The 18783-nt window shown below is 71.3% G+C and carries 17 protein-coding genes; 7 read left to right on the forward strand and 10 right to left on the reverse strand.

Annotated elements, in window-relative coordinates; translation table 11 throughout:
• Positions 1-121: 121 nt before the first annotated feature.
• Positions 122-916, reverse strand: a complete 795-nt coding sequence (locus tag QRN30_RS08630) for a polyprenol monophosphomannose synthase (protein WP_159557643.1) — start codon at positions 914-916, stop codon at positions 122-124.
• A gap of 183 nt (positions 917-1099) precedes the next feature.
• Positions 1100-2104, reverse strand: coding sequence for an aldo/keto reductase family protein (locus tag QRN30_RS08635; protein WP_056073081.1), 1005 nt, complete (start codon positions 2102-2104; stop codon positions 1100-1102).
• Between the two features lie 509 nt (positions 2105-2613).
• Here QRN30_RS08635 and QRN30_RS08640 point away from each other — a divergent pair.
• From QRN30_RS08640 to QRN30_RS08655, 4 genes are all read left to right on the forward strand, one after another.
• Positions 2614-3546 carry a putative endonuclease domain-containing protein gene (locus tag QRN30_RS08640; RefSeq protein ID WP_284760895.1) on the forward strand — a complete coding sequence of 311 codons (933 nt, stop codon included), beginning with the start codon at positions 2614-2616 and terminating at the stop codon, positions 3544-3546.
• Between the two features lie 109 nt (positions 3547-3655).
• The gene (locus QRN30_RS08645; protein WP_017886977.1) at positions 3656-4216 is read left to right on the forward strand and encodes a YceI family protein; all 561 of its coding nucleotides are present in this window, start codon (positions 3656-3658) and stop codon (positions 4214-4216) included.
• Between the two features lie 469 nt (positions 4217-4685).
• Positions 4686-5252 carry a TIGR03086 family metal-binding protein gene (locus QRN30_RS08650; RefSeq protein WP_056073071.1) on the forward strand — a complete coding sequence of 189 codons (567 nt, stop codon included), beginning with the start codon at positions 4686-4688 and terminating at the stop codon, positions 5250-5252.
• Positions 5249-6280: an aldo/keto reductase gene (locus QRN30_RS08655; protein ID WP_284760896.1), complete on the forward strand. Its 1032-nt coding sequence runs from the start codon at positions 5249-5251 to the stop codon at positions 6278-6280. The genes QRN30_RS08650 and QRN30_RS08655 overlap by 4 nt, the downstream gene beginning before the upstream one ends.
• Positions 6281-6467: 187 nt before the next feature.
• Here the strand turns inward: QRN30_RS08655 and QRN30_RS08660 are convergent, their stop codons facing one another.
• Positions 6468-7379, reverse strand: coding sequence for an oxygenase MpaB family protein (locus tag QRN30_RS08660; RefSeq protein ID WP_017886980.1), 912 nt, complete (start codon positions 7377-7379; stop codon positions 6468-6470).
• Positions 7380-7474: 95 nt separating this feature from the next.
• Between QRN30_RS08660 and QRN30_RS08665 the strand changes: the two genes are divergently transcribed.
• Positions 7475-9157, forward strand: a complete 1683-nt coding sequence (locus QRN30_RS08665; protein WP_042541379.1) for a long-chain-fatty-acid--CoA ligase — start codon at positions 7475-7477, stop codon at positions 9155-9157.
• Between the two features lie 47 nt (positions 9158-9204).
• Here the strand turns inward: QRN30_RS08665 and QRN30_RS08670 are convergent, their stop codons facing one another.
• The 4 genes from QRN30_RS08670 to QRN30_RS08685 all read right to left on the reverse strand — a co-directional run bounded on the left by QRN30_RS08670 (position 9205) and on the right by QRN30_RS08685 (position 13946).
• Positions 9205-10212 (reverse strand): DMT family transporter, encoded by a 1008-nt coding sequence (locus QRN30_RS08670; protein ID WP_284760898.1) that lies wholly within the window; start codon positions 10210-10212, stop codon positions 9205-9207.
• Entirely contained in the window at positions 10209-12110 is a 1902-nt protein-coding gene (locus QRN30_RS08675; RefSeq protein ID WP_228499484.1) for an APC family permease, read from the reverse strand. Before QRN30_RS08675 ends, QRN30_RS08670 begins: the two co-directional genes overlap by 4 nt.
• Before the next feature lie 154 nt (positions 12111-12264).
• Positions 12265-12543 carry a hypothetical protein gene (locus QRN30_RS08680; RefSeq protein ID WP_017886984.1) on the reverse strand — a complete coding sequence of 93 codons (279 nt, stop codon included), beginning with the start codon at positions 12541-12543 and terminating at the stop codon, positions 12265-12267.
• Between the two features lie 11 nt (positions 12544-12554).
• Positions 12555-13946 carry a PspC domain-containing protein gene (locus QRN30_RS08685; RefSeq protein ID WP_284760899.1) on the reverse strand — a complete coding sequence of 464 codons (1392 nt, stop codon included), beginning with the start codon at positions 13944-13946 and terminating at the stop codon, positions 12555-12557.
• Positions 13947-14060: 114 nt separating this feature from the next.
• Between QRN30_RS08685 and QRN30_RS08690 the strand changes: the two genes are divergently transcribed.
• Complete coding sequence (locus QRN30_RS08690; RefSeq protein ID WP_284760901.1) at positions 14061-15296, forward strand: ATP-binding protein; 1236 nt, start codon at positions 14061-14063, stop codon at positions 15294-15296.
• Positions 15293-15955 carry a LuxR C-terminal-related transcriptional regulator gene (locus QRN30_RS08695; protein ID WP_042541384.1) on the forward strand — a complete coding sequence of 221 codons (663 nt, stop codon included), beginning with the start codon at positions 15293-15295 and terminating at the stop codon, positions 15953-15955. The genes QRN30_RS08690 and QRN30_RS08695 overlap by 4 nt, the downstream gene beginning before the upstream one ends.
• Positions 15956-16026: 71 nt before the next feature.
• Here the strand turns inward: QRN30_RS08695 and QRN30_RS08700 are convergent, their stop codons facing one another.
• Genes QRN30_RS08700 through QRN30_RS08710 form a run of 3 tightly spaced genes read right to left on the reverse strand, consistent with a single transcriptional unit; the run spans position 16027 to position 18733 of the window.
• Positions 16027-16875 carry an ABC transporter permease gene (locus QRN30_RS08700; RefSeq protein WP_017886987.1) on the reverse strand — a complete coding sequence of 283 codons (849 nt, stop codon included), beginning with the start codon at positions 16873-16875 and terminating at the stop codon, positions 16027-16029.
• Positions 16872-17885 carry an ATP-binding cassette domain-containing protein gene (locus QRN30_RS08705; RefSeq protein WP_284760903.1) on the reverse strand — a complete coding sequence of 338 codons (1014 nt, stop codon included), beginning with the start codon at positions 17883-17885 and terminating at the stop codon, positions 16872-16874. Before QRN30_RS08705 ends, QRN30_RS08700 begins: the two co-directional genes overlap by 4 nt.
• A 59-nt stretch (positions 17886-17944) precedes the next feature.
• On the reverse strand, positions 17945-18733 hold the full coding sequence (locus QRN30_RS08710; RefSeq protein ID WP_274007104.1) for a hypothetical protein: 789 nt from the start codon (positions 18731-18733) through the stop codon (positions 17945-17947).
• Between the last annotated feature and the right edge of the window lie 50 nt (positions 18734-18783).

Here is an 18783-nt window from a genome sequence, read left to right on the forward strand (position 1 = left end):
GCGTGCTGCGCGAGCCGCGCGTCCGCGTGCTGCGCGAGCCGCAGTCCCGCACACGCGAACGGCGACGAACCCCTTGGTTTCGTCGTCGTTCGTGCGTTGGTGTGTTCGTGTGTTCGTGGCCTCAGGCCGCGTGGTCAGCCACCGCGTGCGCGTTCTTCCGCACGGAGGGCAGCTTGCGGTGGTCCTTGACCAGGGAGCGGGTCTCACGGATGCGACGGTCGATGCCCCACTTCGTCACGAGCGCGAGGCTCTCGCGGACGATGTTGCCGCTCATCTTCGAGACACCGAACTCCCGCTCGGTGAACGTGATCGGGGTCTCCACGACCCGCAGGCCTGCCTCGAGGGCGCGCCAACAGAGGTCCACCTGGAAGCAGTACCCCTTCGACGCGACGCCGGCGAGGTCGATCCGCTCGAACGCCTTCGAGGTGAACACCCGGAAGCCGCCGGTGGCGTCGCGCACCGCGATGCCGAGTGCGAGGCGGGTGTACAGGTTGCCGCCGCGGGACAGCAGGAGCCGGTACCAGGGCCAGTTCTCGACCTTGCCGCCCTTGACCCAGCGGGAGCCGAGCACCAGGTCGTTGGAGTCCGCGAGCTCGAGCATCCACGGCAGGTACTCGGGGTGGTGGGAGCCGTCGGCGTCCATCTCGACGAGCTTGGCGTAGCCGTGTTCCAGGCCCCACGCGAAGCCGGACAGGTACGCCCCGCCCAGGCCGTCCTTGACGGTGCGGTGCAGCACGTGCACACGGTCGGTCTCGGTCGCGATGACGTCCGCGATGTCGCCGGTGCCGTCGGGTGAGTTGTCGTCGACGACGAGCACGTGCACCGTGTCGTCCGTCGCGGCCAGCGTGCGTTCGACGATGGGCCGGACGTTCTCGGCTTCGTCGTAGGTCGGGATGATGACCAGGGTCTCGCTCATGGTGCTCCTCGTGCTCCACCCGAATGTACCGAACGGCGGCTGCGGTCCTCCGAAGAGCGCGCTGCGAACCTGATCAGCGAGACCGGTCCTCGTCTGGGTGACGGCGGGGTGCACCCGCACCGGGACGGACGGGAGGCCCGGTGCCAGCTGGCACCGGGCCTCCCGTCCGCCGGTCGGTCGCGTCTACGCGGGGCGCGAAGACGGGGACACGTTCTTGGACGCGTCGCGCTCCGGGATGTCGCCGAGTGCCTCGTCGATCGCCGCGAGGGCGTCCGCGTCGAGCTTGACGCCGGCGGCCTTGACGTTGTCGGTGACCTGCTGCGGACGCGAGGCACCGACGATCGCCGAGGCGACGTTCTCGTTCTGCAGGGTCCACGCGATCGCGAGCTGCGCGAGCGTGAGGCCGGCTTGGTCCGCGACGGGCTGCAGGCGCTGCACGGCTTCGAGGACCTCGTCGCGCATGAACCGCTTGATCATGTCGGCGCCGCCCTTCTCGTCCGTGGCCCGCGAGCCCTCGGGCAGGGGCTGACCGGGCTTGTACTTGCCGGTCAGGACGCCCTGCGCGATGGGCGACCAGACGATCTGCGACAGGCCGAGCTGCTTCGAGGCCGGGACGACCTCACCCTCGATGACCCGCCACAGCATCGAGTACTGCGGCTGGTTCGAGATGAGCTGGAAGCCGAGCTCCTTGGCGAGTGCGGCGCCGGCGCGGATCTGCTCGGCGGTCCACTCGCTGACGCCGATGTAGAGCGCCTTGCCCTGACGGACGACGTCGGCGAAGGCCTGCATCGTCTCCTCGAGGGGGGTCTCGTAGTCGTAGCGGTGCGCCTGGTAGAGGTCGACGTAGTCGGTCTGCAGCCGCTCGAGCGAGCCGTCGATCGACTCCATGATGTGCTTGCGGCTGAGGCCGACGTCGTTGTGCCCCTTCGGGCCCGTCGGCCAGTAGACCTTCGTGAAGACCTCGAGGGACTGGCGCCGCTCGCCCTTGAGCGCCTCGCCGAGGACGGTCTCGGCGGCGGTGTTGGCGTACGTGTCCGCAGTGTCGAACGTGGTGATGCCGGCGTCGAGCGCTGCCCGAACGCACTGGGTGGCGACGTCGTTCTCGACCTGCGAGCCGTGCGTCAGCCAGTTGCCGTAGGTGATCTCGGAGATCTTGAGTCCGGAGTTGCCCAGGTACCTGAATTCCATGGTCCCGACGCTACTGGAGTGAGCGCGCACGTGAGGGGTCCCGCGAGTGCCTGTCGGGCGCGGGTGAGGCGGGGGTGCGGGTGCGGGTGCGGGTGCGGCCGAGCGGTGGGGCCAGGCGGCGCGTCCGGGCGGTGGGGCCAGGCGGTGGGGCCAGGCGGCGCGGCCGGGCGGTGGGATCGGCGAGCAGGATCGGCGAGCGGGCGAAATGCCCAGGTGTCCTCGACGACGCACCGGGACATCTCGCCCGCTCGCCGTGAGAGCGCTTCGGGCGATCCCTCGGGAGCCAGTTCCCGAACCGTCCAACGGCCCCGCCGACGAGCCCCGCGAACCCCGCGAGCCCCGCGAACCCCGCGAACGGGCGAAACACCGGCGTGCGACGGCGGGATGCGCCCGGTGTTTCGCCCGTTCGACGGTGTCGCCATCCCTCCACAACCGCACGAGCGCGGTCACGATCCACAATGGAGGCGCTACTCCCGTCCGCACCGTCAGCTCGCGGCCACGATGTGGAGATGACCGCCAGACGCCGGCTCCCGATGGCACTCCGTGACGCTTCCTTCCGGGTGCGGGACGCGCTGCACCGCGGGGTCTCGCGTGGTCGCCTCGACGCACGCGACCTCGTCCGACCGTTCCACGGCATCCGGTCCGCGTTCCCCCCGGAATCCGTGGACGAACGTGCTCGGGCACTCGCTCCTCGACTCCGCCCCGATCAGGTGTTCAGTCACGTCACCGCCGCAGCGGTCATGGGCGTCCCCCTCCCCCGTCGCCTCGAACGTGATCAGCGGTTGCACGTCACGACGATCGGCACCGACCAAGCGCTCCGGGTTCGTGGCACGGTCGGCCATCGAGCGCGGTACGGGTCGGTCCGGGCGACGATCGCCCGAGGTGTGCCGCTCACCACACCTGCCGACACCTTCGTCGCGCTCGGCTCGATGTTGACGCTCGACGAACTCATCGTCGCCGGGGACGCGCTCGTCGGGTGGCTCGGCTGGGCAACGCTCGACGAACTCGCTCTGGCTGTCCGTCGGCGACGTGGCATCCGCGGGATCGTGAAGCTCCGCCTCGCGCTCGAAGAGATCCGGCAGGGTTCTCGGTCGCCGGGAGAGACCAGGACACGACTGGCGCTGCTCCGCCGCGGACTCCCGGAACCCGCGCTCAACCACGATGTCGTCGTCGACGGGGAGTGGATCGTGTGCGTGGATCTCGCGTACCCCGAGGCCAGGGTGGCGATCGAGTACGAGAGCGATCTGCACCGCACCGATCCAGCCAGCTTCCGCAAGGACCTCACGCGCGGTGAGCGCCTCAAGGACGTCGATTGGTGGCTCGTCAGGGTGACGGCGGACGACCTTGCGCACGGAGTCGAGCGCTTCGTCAACCGCATCCGTCGGCTGCTCGACGTCGGTGCGCGAGGAGCCCACGACACGCGGTTTGCGACACTTGGGTGAACAATGGTTGACGCTTCAACCAAAACGGTGCACACTGTCGTAGTATCAACTCGATGCAGGCGCATGGAACGCGTCGCACCGCAGACTCTCGTTCGGAAGAAGGACCACCATGACGCTCACCGCTGACACCGTTCCCGGCTACCAGACCGGCACCTGGAAGATCGACCCGACCCACTCGGAGGTCACCTTCTCGGTCCGCCACCTCGCCATCAGCAAGGTCAAGGGCAAGTTCGAGACGTTCGACGCCACCGTCGTCACCGCCGAGAACCCGCTCGAGTCGACCGTCGAGGCCAGCATCGACGTCGCGTCGATCAACACCGGTCAGGAGCAGCGCGACCAGCACCTCAAGACGAGCGACTTCTTCCTCACCGAGGAGCACCCGCAGCTCACCTTCCGTTCCACGAGCATCGAGGCGAAGGGCGACGACCTGCACATCTCGGGCGACCTGACCCTGCGCGGCGTCACCAAGCCCGTCGTCCTCAAGGCTGAGCTCGGCGGATTCACCACCGACGGTTACGGACAGGTCAAGTTCGGCGCCGAGGCGACCACCAAGATCGACCGCACCGAGTTCGGTGTGAACTGGAACGCGGCGCTCGAGGCCGGTGGATTCACGCTCGGCAACGACGTCACGATCAACCTCGACGTCCAGTTCGTCCTCCAGGCGGCCTGAGCCTCCTCGTACTCGTCGCCCCACTGAGGGCACCGAACGGCACCACCCGAACCCGAGACGAACGCCCCGACTCCCGACGGAGTCGGGGCGTTCGTCGTTCCCGCGCTTCTTTGCCGACCACGAGCGGGCGAAATGCCCGGACCATCGCCCTCATGAGCCTGACATTTCGCCCGCTCGTCGGCCTGTGCACCCATGCCACGCCGCGCCACCCACGAGCGGGCGAAACACCCTGCCGATCCCCGTGGCGCTCCTGACATTTCGCCCGCTCGCGAGAGCGGGACCGGGAGCGGGACGAGCGGGAGCGGGACCGGCGGGGGCACGCGCCGCGGCCGCGACCCCGCGTACCGTGGGGCGCGCAGGGGCCGCCGGGGAATCCGCACGCCGAACCCCGAGTTGCACGAAAGGCACCACGAGCACCACGAGCACCACCACCACCCGCACCGCCCGCACGACGAACAGGAGCACCACCATGGCCACCGACTGGATCGCGATGCAGGCCCTCGCGGCAGCCGAGTTCGGCCGCCGCGTCGCCGCCGTCACCGACTGGGACGCCCCCACCCCCGACTCCGAGTGGTCCACCCGCGACCTCGTCGCCCACGTCGTCGACGAGCAACGGTGGATCCCGAAGCTCCTGACCGGGTGCGACTACGCCCAGGCGCAGGCCGACCTCGAACCCATCGGCGATGACCTGGTCGCCGAGTGGCACCGGTTCGCCACCGCAGCCACCGACGCCTGGCGGAACGCCCCGCAGGACACCCCCGTGCACCTCAGCACCGACGTCGTGCCCGCCGCGCAGTACCTGACCGAGCAGACGAGCGACATCACGATCCACACGTGGGACCTCGCCCGGGCGACCGGCACCGAGGAGTCCCTGCCCGACGAGCTCGTCCGTGCCGTGTGGGAGTACTTCGAGCCGCAGATCGAGGACCTGGCGGCGACTGGCCTCTACGCGCCCCCGGTCGACGTCACCGAGGACACCCCGCTGCAGGTGCGCCTGCTGGCGGTCACAGGCCGCGATGCCAGAGTGTCGGCATGACCACCGACACGAGCGGCACCACCACGGAGACGAGCAGCATGACCACCGACACGAAGCGCCTCGGCAACTCGGGGCTCGAGATCAGCAGCGTCGTCCTCGGCATGATGTCCTACGGCGACTCAGACCGGGGCTCGCACGCCTGGAGCGTCGGGATCGACGAGGCCCGCCCGTTCGTCCGCCGTGCGTTCGAGGCCGGCATCACGACCTTCGACACGGCGAACGTGTACTCGGATGGCAGCAGCGAGGAGATCACCGGGACGCTCCTGGCCGAGCTGGCTCCGCGCGAGGACGTCCAGGTCTTCACGAAGGTCTTCAACCGGATGCGCCCTGGTCGGAACGGCGCCGGACTGTCCCGCGCGGCGATCATGCACGAGATCGACGCGTCCCTGACCCGCCTGGGTACGGACTACGTCGACCTGTACCAGATCCACCGCTTCGACCCGGAGACCCCGGTCGAGGAGACGATGGAGGCCCTGCACGACGTCGTCAAGGCCGGCAAGGCGCGCTACATCGGCGCGAGCAGCATGTGGGCGTGGCAGTTCGCCGAGATGCAGCACACCGCCGAACGCCACGGATGGACGAAGTTCGTCAGCATGCAGGACCAGTACAACCTGCTCGAGCGCGAGGAGGAGCGCGAGATGCTCCCCTTCTGCGAGCACACCGGCGTCGGCGTGATCCCGTGGAGCCCCCTGGCCCGCGGCCGCGTCACGCGCCCCTGGGACGCCTCCGGGTCGGGTTCGCGCGCGCAGACCGACGAGTTCGGCAAGACCCTCTACAAGCAGGACGAGGACGCCAACCGCGCGATCGTCGACACGGTCGAGGCCGTCGCTGCCGAGCGCGGCGTCCCGATGGCGCAGGTCGCCCTGGCCTGGGTCGCCGGCAAGCCCGCGGTCTCCGCGCCCATCGTCGGCGCGACGAAGGAGCACCACATCGACGACGCGGTGGCCGCAGCGTCGCTGACGCTCACCGACGACGAGGTCACGCGGCTCGAGTCCGCGTACACGCCCCGGGTGCCGTCCGGTTTCTGACGCACCACCAGACGGACGGGAGGCGCGGATCGGCCTGGCCCCGTTCCTCCCGTCCGTCCGTCGTCACCCGACGGCCCGCGACACGCCGTCGTGTCGGTACCACGCCTGCGTCCTCGCGCAACGCCGCCGGACAGGGCGGCGTCTCGACAAGACGACGGCGTCCTGCGCAGGCGATCCCTGGAAGCGGCTACGCGCCGCGCTCGAGTCGTGCGATGCGCACGAGCGCTGCGCGCTCCGTGCCGGTCTGGTTGCCGAGCACGCCCCCGATGCCGTCGAGCACCAGGCCGGCCGTGCGGCTGACGGGCAGCTCGACAGGACCGATCATCGGGGCCCGCAGGCCGAGCATCGAGCGGTGGCGGGGGTCCAGCGTCGACACGGCGCCCTGGAACAGGGCCTGGTAGCCGGGCCGAAGCATCAGCGCGAGCGGTGGGTTCCGGATGAACTTGACGACGTCACGGGTGCGGGCCGTCACCGCCAGTTCGCCACGGTCGAGGTACCCGTTCATCTGGGCACGGAGCTCCGCCTCGGATTCCGGCGGGTCCTCGACGCGCATGAGCCGGCCGGCGGTCGCCCACTCGCGCACGTAGGCGTCGGCTCCTCCCGGGATCGGATCGCCCCAGCGCTGCGCGGCGCGGAGGAACGCGTCCGTGAAGGCCAGGTGGACCCAGCGCGCCATGAGCGGGTCGTTGGCGGAGTAGTCCCTCGTAGTGCCGTGTCCGTCGACGTACTCGCCGCGGACCCGCTCGTGCAGGCGCAGCACCCACTCGCTGGCCCCGCGGGCGGTGGCGGTGTCACCGTGCGAGACGGTGAAGATCCAGCGGATGGTGCCGGCGAGGCGGCCGAACGGGTCCTCGCGGTAGCGGGAGTGGTCGGCCACGCCGGCGAGGACCCCGGGGTGGAGGGCCTGGACGAGCAGCGCCCGGACCCCGGCGACGATCGTCTGCTTGCCACCGTGCACGGACCACGTCGCGGAGCCCGGGCCGAAGAACCCGGCGTCGGTGCCCTGTTCGAGCTCGTCGATCCACTCCGGCTTGCTCGTCGCGCCCCCGGTGAACGTGTCGTTGAGGCGAGACCGGAGGGCGTCGGAGACGGAGGGCATGGCGTCATCGTCCGTCCGCCCCCTGGGAACGCACTCGGCTTCGCGCGGGCCGACCGTTCCCAGGGTGCACGGGGGTCGCCCGCTACGTTGGTCGAGTGAGCATCGACACGCCTCGTCCCTGGCTTGCCTCGTACGCCCCGGGGGTCCCGCACGACATCGAGGAACAGAGCGGTTCCCTGTACGACCTGGTCGAGCAGTCGGCTCGGAAGTTCCCCAGGCAGGTCGCCCTCGAGTTCTTCAAGCGCACCACGAGCTACGCCGACCTCGAGGAGCAGATCCTCCGCGCGGCGAACGGCCTGCGGAAGCTCGGCGTGGGGGCGGGTGACCGCGTCGCCATCGTCCTGCCGAACTGCCCCCAGCACATCGTGGCGTTCTACGCGGTGCTGCGGCTCGGCGCGATCGTGGTCGAGCACAACCCGCTGTACACGCCGCGGGAGCTCCGCCACCAGTTCGAGGACCACGGCGCCAAGGTCGCCATCGCCTGGGACAAGTCCGTCGCGACGCTGCAGGACTTCCCGGCCGACGTGCACCTCGACGCGATCGTCTCGGTCGACATCACCCGTGCGATGCCCCGGAGCACCCGGCTCGCCCTGGCGCTGCCGGTCGCGAAGGCCCGCGAGTCCCGCGCGAAGCTGACGACGAAGGTCCGTGGCACGGTGAAGTGGGACGACGTCGCCGACACCCGCAAGCTGTCGAAGCGGCACCCGCGCCCGGCCACCGACGACGTCGCACTGATCCAGTACACCTCCGGCACCACCGGGACGCCGAAGGGTGCGGTCCTGAGTCACCGGAACCTGCTGGCGAACGCCGCCCAGGCCCGGGCGTGGGTGCCGCAGATCCGCCGCGGCGACAACGTCGTGTACGCGGTGCTGCCGATGTTCCACGCGTACGGTCTGACGCTCTGCCTGACCTTCGCGATGAGCATGGCCTCGCGGCTCGTGCTCTTCCCCGCGTTCGACCCCGCTCTGGTCCTGAGCGCCATCAAGCGTCACCCGCCGACGTTCCTGCCGGCCGTGCCGCCGATCTACGCCCGGCTGCAGCACGCCGCCGACTCGGCGAAGGTGTCGCTCAAGGGCATCGAGATCGGCATCTCCGGCGCCATGCCACTGTCGCAGGACATCGTCGAACCGTGGGAGGCCCGGACCGACGGCTACCTGGTCGAGGGCTACGGCCTGTCCGAGTGCTCCCCCGTCCTGATGGCCAACCCGGTCTCCCCGGAGCGCCGCCTCGGGTCGATCGGCCTGCCGTTGTCCTCCACCGAGGCACGCGTGGTCGACCCGGACGACGACACCAAGGTGCTCGGCGTCGACGAACCCGGCGAGCTGCAGGTCCGTGGCCCGCAGGTGTTCCGCGGCTACTGGGGCAAGGCGGAGGCCACCGACGAGGTCTTCACGCCCGACGGCTGGTTCCGCACCGGCGACATCGTGGCCATCGGTGCCGACGGGTACGTCCGGATCGTCGACCGCCTGAAGGAACTCATCATCACCGGCGGCTTCAACGTGTCGCCGTCCGAGGTCGAGGACACCCTGCTCAAGCACCCCAGCGTCAAGGAGGTCGCGGTCGTCGGCATCACGCAGGGTGGCAACGAGCAGGTCGTCGCCGCGGTCGTGCCGAAGGACCCGTCGACGTTCGACCCCGCGGCGCTGCGGGCCTGGTCTCGCGAACACCTGGCGGCGTACAAGGTGCCGCGCCGGGTCGTCGTGGTCGAGGACCTGCCGCGCTCGATGATCGGCAAGGTGCTGCGGCGGAAGGTGCGCGACCAGATCCTGGACGGCTGACGCGCCGGCGCCCGGGCGGCGCGGCAGGGCGCAGACGCCGCTGCTCGTCAGCTGAGGCGTCGCGCGGGCAGCGCCAGCACGGACAGCCCGACCACCACGAGCCCGATGCCGGTCCAGCCGCCGAGTCCCAGGTGCTCCCCCACCACGAGCACCGCCAGCACCGCGGCCACGACGGGCTCGAGCAGTGAAAGCAGCGTCGCGACCGATGCCGTCACCGACCGGAGTCCGACCGCGTACAGCGAGTGGCCGATGACCGTCGGCACCAGCGCCAGGTACAGGAACACCGGCCAGTCGTCGGCCTCGGCCAGGAACGGCCCGCCCGCCACCACGGCGAGCACGACGAGCGGCACCGCGGCCATGCCGAACACCGCACCGACGAGTCCGCGCTCGTTCGGCCCGCGGGCTGCCCGTGCCGCGGCGACCCCGACGTCGCCGCCGACCCGCATGGTGTCGGCCTCGGCGCGACCGACGGCGATCGGCATCCGGCTCGTCGCCGCGTGCATCCCCCGCGCCACCGCCCACGAGTACAGCGCGTACGTCAGACCGGCGACCAGGGCGCTGCCGACGCCGACCGCGAGCGATCGCCCGCCGTCGCCGTGCCCGGAGCGGGCGAGGGTGACGACGACCATGCCGACCACGCTCACCAGGGTGGCCACGAGCCAGCGGCGCGTGACGGGCCTGCGGTCGACGACCCACTCGACCAGGCCGGCGAAGACGGGCGACGAGCCGATGGCCAGGGTCGTGCCGAGCGCGACACCGGCGTCGGCGAGGGCCGCGTAGAACGCGATCGCGTAGACCACGAGCGACACGGCACCGAGCAGGGCCCAGCCCCGGGTCCGGCGCTGGCCCACGGCTCGCAGGGTGCCCCGGCCCGCGGTCGCCGCGAGCACGAGCCCGCCCAGGCCGAAGGTCACCGCGCCGAACACGAACGCCGGCACACCGGGCGCGAAGTGCGTCGCGGTCCCGGTGGTGCCCCACACCGCCGCGGCGACCACGATCGCCGCCAGGCCGCCGACGGGCCTGGAGGCACGTCCTGCGCCCGGTCCGCGGCTCACGCGACGTGGACGTTGGGCCGTCGGTTGACCTCGGGTTCCGCTTCGCGCAGGACCTCGCGCGTCACGGGGGCGACGTCGCCGGCACCGGTGAACACGAAGCGCAGGGCGTTCCGGATCGGGCTGCCCTCGTTCCACTCGAAGTAGATGCTCGGCACCACACCGGCGAGGTCGCGGATGGCGAGGAGGGTCGACGCGATGGTGTTCGGGACGTTGCCGGAGCGGACCTTGAGCACGCGGAACCCGTGGATGACGTGCCCTTCGACCACCAGGTCCTCTTCGAAGTCGGACGAGTCGGCGGGCAGGACCTCGAGGAACATCGTCGGCACGCGCGCCGGGATGCCGGAGTCGCGACGTTCCTCGCGCCCCTTCGCCCGGTACGCCTCGGCCGTGCCGGCACCGGGTTCGTTGGCGATGATGCAGATCGAGCTGAACTGGTCGGCGTCGGCCTCGACGAACTGGCGGGCCGTCGCGTCCAGCTCGATCGACGACGCCCGGAGTTCGAACGAGCGGCGCACGCGCGAGATGAGCGAGACCACGACGATCGCGATGATGAAGATCGCCGCGATCCGCACGCCGTCGGGCCGCTCGATCACGTTGGCGACGGTGGTGTAGACGAACACGACCGAGATCACGCCGAACGCGATGGTGCGCTTGCGCTGCTGCTTGCGGCGCGCGGACAGCGTCACGGCGACCGCGGCACTCGTGATGAGCACGAGGACGCCGGTGGCGTAGGCGCCGCCCTGGGCATCGACGTCGGCCTGGAAGATGATCGTGATCACGAACGCGATGAGCGTGAAGATGATCACGAGGGGACGCACGGCGCGAGCCCACTGGGGTGCCATGCCGTAGCGGGGCAGGAACCGCGGCACGAGGTTCAGGAGCCCGGCCATCGCGCTCGCGCCGGCGAACCACAGGATGGCGACGGTGGAGAAGTCGTAGATCGACCCGAACACGCCGCCCATGTACTCGTGCGCCAGGTACGCCAGCGCACGACCGTTCGCACCACCGCCCGGCTGGAACTCGCGCTGCGGGATGAGGAACGTCGTCACGATCGACGAGGTGATGAGGAACGAGCTCATGATCAGCGCCGCGACCGTCAGCAGGCGCTTCGTGCCACGGATCCGGCCTTCGGGTCGGTCGCTGGTGCCGTCGGTGGCGTCGCCGCGGACCTGCGGCATCACCGCGACGCCGGTCTCGAAGCCGGAGAGCCCGAGCGCGAGCTTCGGGAACACGATCAGGGCGATGCCGACCATGACGAGCGGGTTGCCGTGCTGCGCCGTCAGCCCGGACCACCAGTCGCTCGCGACCATCGGGTTCTCGAACACGTGCCAGAGCGCGACGATGATGACGACGGCGTTCAGGGCGAGGAACACGGCGACGAGCCCGACCGCGATGCCGATGGCTTCCTTGAAGCCGCGCAGGAACACGATGCCGAGCAGGAGCAGCAGCGCCAGGGTGAGCGGCACCGGGATCTCGGTGAACCAGTGCGGCGTGTACGGGTTCTCGGCGATGTGCGCCGTGGCGTCGGCCGCCGACAGGGTCATCGTGATCATGAAGTCCGTCACGGCGAACCCGAGCAGCACCAGCACGAGCAGCTTGCCGGCCCACCACGGCAGGAGCTTCTCGAGCATCATGATCGACCCGGCACCCCGGAAGCTGTCATGGGCGATCCGGCGGTACACCGGCAGCGCCCCGAACAACGTGACGAGCACGAGGACGATCGTCGCGATCGGCGACAGCAGCCCCGCGGCGAGCGCGGCGATGGCGGGCTGGTACCCGAGGGTGGAGAAGTAGTCCACGCCGGTCAGGCACATGACCCGCCACCACGGGTGGGTCTTCTCGACCTCGACCTGGTGCGGGCCCTGGTGGGAGGCGCCCTGGTCGGCCCCGTGCAGCATCCACCGGCGCAGGCGGGTGCTGCGGTCGAGGGGCTGCTCGGTGGCGTCGCGCTGGGCGGCCCGCTCGGCGTCTGTCGCGGTCACGAGGATGATGCTAAGCCGTCCGGGTGGCCCCCGCGCACACCCGGACGACCCTGTGCACGGGGCGCTCCCACTACCGCCGTGTGCGGGACAGGGTCGCCACGATCCCGGCGACGACCAGCAGGACGCCGGCGGCGATGCAGGCGGCCAGCAGCAGGGTCGTGGTGTCCACTGAGAACATCGGCAGCGCACTCACGGCCATCGCCCCGGCGAACACGAGCATCAGCACGCCCCACAGGATCGTGCCGAACCGTGCACCGCGGCGTGCAGGCCGGTGGCCGCGCCCGTCGGGAACCTCCGGCGGAACCGTCGGCGCTGTCGTCTCGTCGTTCGTGGTGTCGTCGTTCGTCATGGTCCCGTTCCTCACTCGCCGACCGTGATCGCCCGCGGCACGTCGACGCCGCCGCCGAGGATCCACAGGTGCACGGTCGTGGTCTCGTCCGCATCGGCCGTGCGCGCCGCGCGGTTCTCCAGCGTCGTGGTCCGCAGCACCCCGCCGGTGTCCGCTCCGTCGTCGCCTCCGCCGGTGTCCACGCCGTACCCGACGCCGCTGACCTCGACCCGGACCGGCAGGTCGGTCGGCAGCAGCACGTCGGCTCCGCCGGCGCCCAGCCAGAGGGTCACGTCGCCCCCGGTGGCCGACGGTTCGAGGCCGCGGAGGTCCAGGGTGGGCCCACCGGCCAGCATCGCGAAGTTCCGCTCGGTGCCCGGCGCGGCCCGTTCCACCTGCCACGTGGTGCCGCCGATCAGCGAGACCTGTGTGCCGGCGGGCAGGACCCCGGTGACCACGAGGGCCACCGCGGCGACCGTCGAGAACAGTCCGAGCACGTCGTCGTCGCGGCCGCGGACCCCGGCGACGATCGTGGCGATCGCCAGCACCGCGAGCGCGGCGGCGATCCCGAGGACCGGGACGGACCACCCGGCCTGCTGCGCCCAGAACGCGACCCCGGCTCCGGCGACGAGTGCGAGTCCGAGGGACACGGCGACGTACGCCGCTCCGGGGCGCCGCTCCGCCCGCTCGGCCTGCCGTTCGGCAGCCCGCTCGCGTTCCGCGCGCAGCCGCTCCTCGTGCTGCCGTCGCCGGTCCTCGGCGCTCACCGGCACGTCCCACTGCCAGGAGGCCCGACCCGGCTCCGGCGCGCCGGTCGCCTCGGTGGTCCACGCGGTCCGGGCCGGGCGCGGCTCCTCGGGGCTGGTCCAGAAGTCGCCCCGCGGCGCGGCCGACGGGTCGGCTTCGGTGTGCGCGGTCCGGTCGCCGTCCACTCCGCGTCGGGCCAGGACCACGATGAGCCAGACGATCCCGCCGACCAGCACGATGCTCCACGCGGTGGCCAGGGTCGCCTCGAGCCAGCTGGGCATCCCCCAGGCATCGGGCACACCCTGCCACCACAGCCCCCGGGCGGCGGGCACGAAGGTCAGTGCCACGAAGGCGCCGATCGCGATGAGTGCGGGGTCGAGCACCCCGCGGATCATCCGGTCGACGTGGATGCGTCCGGCGGAGTCGGGCAGCAGCGCCCAGCCGACGGCGTACGCCAGGAAGACCGGCCCGCCCAGCAGTGCGACGACGATCGCCACGCCGCGGACCACGAGCGGGTCGAGCCCGGTGCGGCGGGCGACGGCGCCGCACACGCCGGCGAGCCAGCGGTCGTCGGTGCGCGTGATGCCGAGGCCGCGGACCCAGTCGAAGAACCGGGTCGTCGAGTCGGCGCTGCCGGCAGCGGTGCCGGGAGCGGAGTCGTGCTGGTGATCGGTCATGACCACCAGCATCCCGGCAGGCGTGCGTCGGCACCATCGGGGTTCCCCCTGACCGGTCCCTGATCCCGGCCCCGGACCCTGCTGCGGGCGCCGTCCGGGTGCCAGGATTGGCCCATGGCCACCGCGACGATGACGCGCCCGACCCCGAGGGTCGTCGGCGGCGTCTGCAGCGGGTTCGCGGCGCACACCGGGCTGCCGGTCGGGGCCGTCCGGCTCGTCACCGCGGTCCTGGTGGTCTGCGGTGGCGCCGGCCTGCTGCTCTACGCCTGGCTCTGGGCGACCGTCCCGAGTGCGCCCGCCGGTTCCGCCTCGGGCCGCGCACCACTCAAGTCCTTCCTGACGCCTGCCGTCGGCGTGGCCGGAGACGACGACCCCGTGTCCGCCCTCCGCGCCCCGGTCGTCGAGATCCTGCTCGGCGTGGCCCTGCTCGCCGCCGCCGGCGCGGTGGTGGCAGCGCGGATGGGCATGGCGGTCCCCCTCGAGTTCGTCGTGCCCGGCGTCGTCGTCGTCACCGGCGCCGCACTCGCCTGGCGACAGTTCGACGCGCTCCGCAACGTCCGCACGGCCCGGTCCTCCGCCCTGGTCGTGCGGGCGCTCGGGGCCCTGGTGCTCGTCGTGCTCGGCATCCTGCTGTTCTTCACGACGAGCAGCCGCCCGAACGTCTGGACGGTCCTCACCGCCGCGGTCGCCGTCCTGGTCGGGGTCGCCGTCGTGGTCGCCCCGTGGGTGGTCCGGCTCGTCCGCGACCTCGCCGAGGAACGCGCCGCCCGCGTCCGTGACCTCGAGCGGGCCGAGTTCGCCGCGCACCTGCACGACTCGGTGCTGCAGACGCTCGCCCTCATCCAGCAGAAGGCCGAGCCCGGCTCCGACGCGGCCCGGCTGGCGCGGGCGCAGGAGCGCGAGCTGCGGTCCTGGCTCTTCACCGAGCGGGCGGAACCGGCGCGCGACCTCGGCGCACAGCTGCGGGACACCGCCGTGGACATCGAGGCCGAGTACCCCGCCCGCATCGAAGTCATCGCGGTCGGACCCGCCCGCAGCGACCTGCCGGACGGGCTCGTCGCCGCCGCCCGCGAGGCGATGCTCAACGCCGCCCGGCACGCCGGTGGGACCGTGAGCGTGTACGCGGAGACCGCCCGCGACCGGGTCGAGATCAGCATCCGCGACCGCGGACCGGGCTTCGACGTCGAGCAGGTGCCGGCGGGCCGGTACGGCGTCCGCGAGTCGATCATCGGCCGCATGCAGCGCCTCGGCGGCCTGGCAACGATCGCGCCCGGCCCGGGGCACACGGGCACCGAGGTCCGACTGACCCTGCCGCTCGCACCCGCGAGTCACGACGAGGAGCACGCATGACCGAACCCGCCCCGTTGACGGTCGCGATCGTCGACGACCACTCCATCTTCCGAGCCGGCGTGCGCGCCGGGCTGCCACCGGGCCTCCAGGTCGTTGGTGAGGCGGCGACCGTCGACGAGGCCGTGACACTCGTCGCGGCCACGCGCCCGCGCGTCGTCCTGCTCGACGTGCACCTGCCGGGTGGCGGCGGGGGTGGTGGTGCCGAGGTGATCACGCGGTCCGCACCGGGGAACCCGGACACCCGGTTCCTCGCGCTGAGCGTGTCGGACGCCGCCGACGACGTCGTCCGGGTCATCCGGGCCGGCGCCCGCGGGTACATCACGAAGAGCTCGTCGAGTGCTGAGGTCGCCGAGGCCGTGACCCGTGTGGCGGACGGCGACGCGGTGTTCTCGCCGCGCCTGGCCGGCTTCGTGCTCGATGCGTTCGGGGCGGTCAGCGGCGAGACGGCGCAGCACGACACCGAGCTGGACCGCCTGTCCGCCCGCGAGCAGGAGGTCATGCGGCTCATCGCCCGCGGGTACGCCTACAAGGAGGTCGCGACGGAGCTGTTCATCTCGGTGAAGACCGTCGAGACCCACGTGTCGAAGGTCCTGCGGAAGCTGCAGCTGTCGAACCGGCACGAGCTGACCGCGTGGGCGCTGCAGCGCAAGCTGCTCTGAGCGCCCACACCGGCGTCACTTCGCGCTGATCCTGGGGGTGAATGGCACAGCCTTGTTGACCGCCCATGGCGTCACTTCGCGCTGATCCTGGTGTACTTGTTCACCGACCACGGCACGAACACCACGAGCATCACGGCGATCCCGATCAGGACCGTCAGCACGGGGTGCTGCATCGTCCAGATGTCCGGCACCGGCGCGGAGCCGACGTTGCCGAACAGTTCGCGCGCGGCCTGCACGAGCGACGACACCGGGTTCCACTCCGCGAACACGCGCAGCACCAGCGGCAGGGTGTCGCTCGGCACGAACGCGTTCGAGATGAACGTCAGCGGGAACAGGATCATGAACGAGGCGTTGTTGATGACCTCGGGTGTCTTGACGCTCATGCCGAGCAACGCCATCACCCAGCTGAACGCGTAGCTGAAGAGCAGCAGCAGGGCGATGCCGGCCAGGAACTCGAGCGGGGACGAGTTGACGCGCCACCCGACCGCCAGACCGGTGAGCATCATGATCGCCATCGAGATCGAGTTGAGCACGAGGTCGGAGTTGGTCCGTCCGACCAGCACGGCGGACGCCGACATCGGCAGCGTGCGGAACCGGTCGATCAGTCCTTCCTTCAGGTCCTGCGCCATCGCGGACCCGGAGAACGTCGCGCCGAACACCACGGTCTGCGCGAAGATCCCCGCCATCAGGAACTGCGTGTAGTCGGTGCCCTGCACCTGGATGGCGCCGCCGTAGACCTGGCTGAACAGCAGGACGAACATGATGGGCTGCAGCACGGCGAAGACGAGCATGTCCGGCGACCGCTTGAGCTTGATGAGGTTGCGCTTGGTGACGGTCCAGCCGTCCTCGACCCAGACGGCGAGCGGCGAGGTGACGACGACGGGCAGCTGACGGCCCGGAGCCAGGGAGGTGGCGGTCATCCTGCCGTCTCCTTCTGCTTGGTCTTCTGCGTGGTCGCCGCGGGGTCATCGGCGTCGTCGTCCGTCGCGGCGTGGCCGGTCAGGCGGAGGAAGACGTCGTCGAGGGTCGGGCGCCGCATGCCGGCGTCGTGCAGGTCGATGCCGGCCGCACCGAGGTCGGCGAGCACGCGCTGCAGGGCGGCCGGTCCGGCCTCGACCGCGATGGCACGGGTGCGGCCGTCGCCCGAGGTCTCGACCTCGCCGACCCCGTAGCGGCGGAGGACGGTGGTCGCCGCGTCGCCGTCGGCCTCGTCCACCAGGGTCACGACGACCCGGTGCCCACCGACCTGCGCCTTCAGGTGGTCGGAGGTCCCCTCGGCGATGACCGTGCCGTCGTCGATGACCGCGATGTCGTCGGCGAGCCGGTCGGCCTCTTCCAGGTACTGGGTGGTGAGGAGCACCGTCGCGCCCTCGGCCACGAGGTCCTCGATGATGCCCCAGAGCGCCAGCCGGCTGCGGGGGTCGAGGCCCGTCGTCGGCTCGTCGAGGAACAGCACCCGCGGGTTCATCACGAGGGCCCCGGCCAGGTCGATCCGTCGTCGCATGCCGCCCGAGAAGCCCTTGACCGGGCGGTCCCCCGCCTCGGACAGGTCGAAGACGTCGATGAGCTCACGAGCCCGGTCGCGCGAGGTCCGACGACCCAGGTGGTACAGCCGCCCGATCATCTCGAGGTTCTCGAACCCGGTCAGGTTCTCGTCGACCGCCGCGTACTGTCCGGACACCCCGATCGAGCGCCGGGTGGCCTGCGGATCGGCGATCACGTCGATGCCGTCGATCGTCGCGGTGCCGGAGTCGGGCGTGATGAGGGTGGTCAGCACCTTCACGGTGGTCGTCTTGCCCGCGCCGTTCGGCCCGAGCAGTGCCTTCACGGTGCCTTGCGGCACCGACAGGTCGAGTCCGGCCAGTGCGTGCACCGGCCCGGACTTCGACTTGTAGGTCTTGGTCAGCCCGGAGGCTTCGATGATGGCCATGTCGCTCCTTCGTCGGACACGGTGGGTACCCGGGGGTCCGGTGGAGCGACGGACGTCACTCAGACGTCGAAGTCGCCACCACCGAAGTCGCTGAAGCCACCGCCGAAGTCGGATCCGCTGTCGCCCCAGCCCGCATTGTCGAAGCCGCCGCCGTCGGATGCGCCACCGTCGGACGCCCCGGCATCACCGGATTCAGAACCAGTGTCCTCCGAACCGCCGTCACCCGCAGCGTCGGTACCGCCATCGAACGAACCGGGGTCGGGCAGGAAGGCGCTCATGATCGCGGATCCGATGACGTAGCCGGCCACCGTCCCGAGGATCGAGGCACCGATCATGCTGCCGAACGAGGGTCCACCGCGCTGCCCACCGAAGCGGCCTCCGCCCCCGCCGACACCGCCGAGCGAGCGCTCCATGAAGCCCGGCTGGCGGATCTCGGACCGGGTCGCCGACTGGGCCAGCGAGCGTGGGTCGTCCCCACGGGGCGCCTCCCCAGGAGGGGCCGTGCGGGTGAACTCGTCGTAGACCATCCGGCGCTGCTCGTCGGTCAGCTTGGCGAAGGCCTCGGCGTGGACCTCTTCGATGCGCTCCGGCGGCGCGGTACGGAGCAGGTAGCGGTAGCGCTCGACCGCACGCTCGTCGTCGGTCGTCGCACCCTGCTGCTGCGTCGGTGCGCCACCCCACTGCGGGACGCCGTACTGGCCGCCCTGCGGTGCGGACGGTGCCGGCTGCTGGTAGGACTGCTGGCCGTACCGGTAGCCCTGCTGCGGCGGCTGCCCCCACTGGTTCTGCTGTGCGTCGGCGGATCGGTCTCGCTCCGGACGTCCGAGCAGGCGGTCGAGGAATCCCATGGTCGATGCTCCTTCGGGTGCACGGTCGGTCCGGACGGACCGGTCGTGGA

It is taken from the genome of Curtobacterium sp. MEB011, from assembly GCF_030209655.1.
Taxonomy (GTDB): Bacteria; Actinomycetota; Actinomycetes; order Actinomycetales; family Microbacteriaceae; genus Curtobacterium; species Curtobacterium poinsettiae.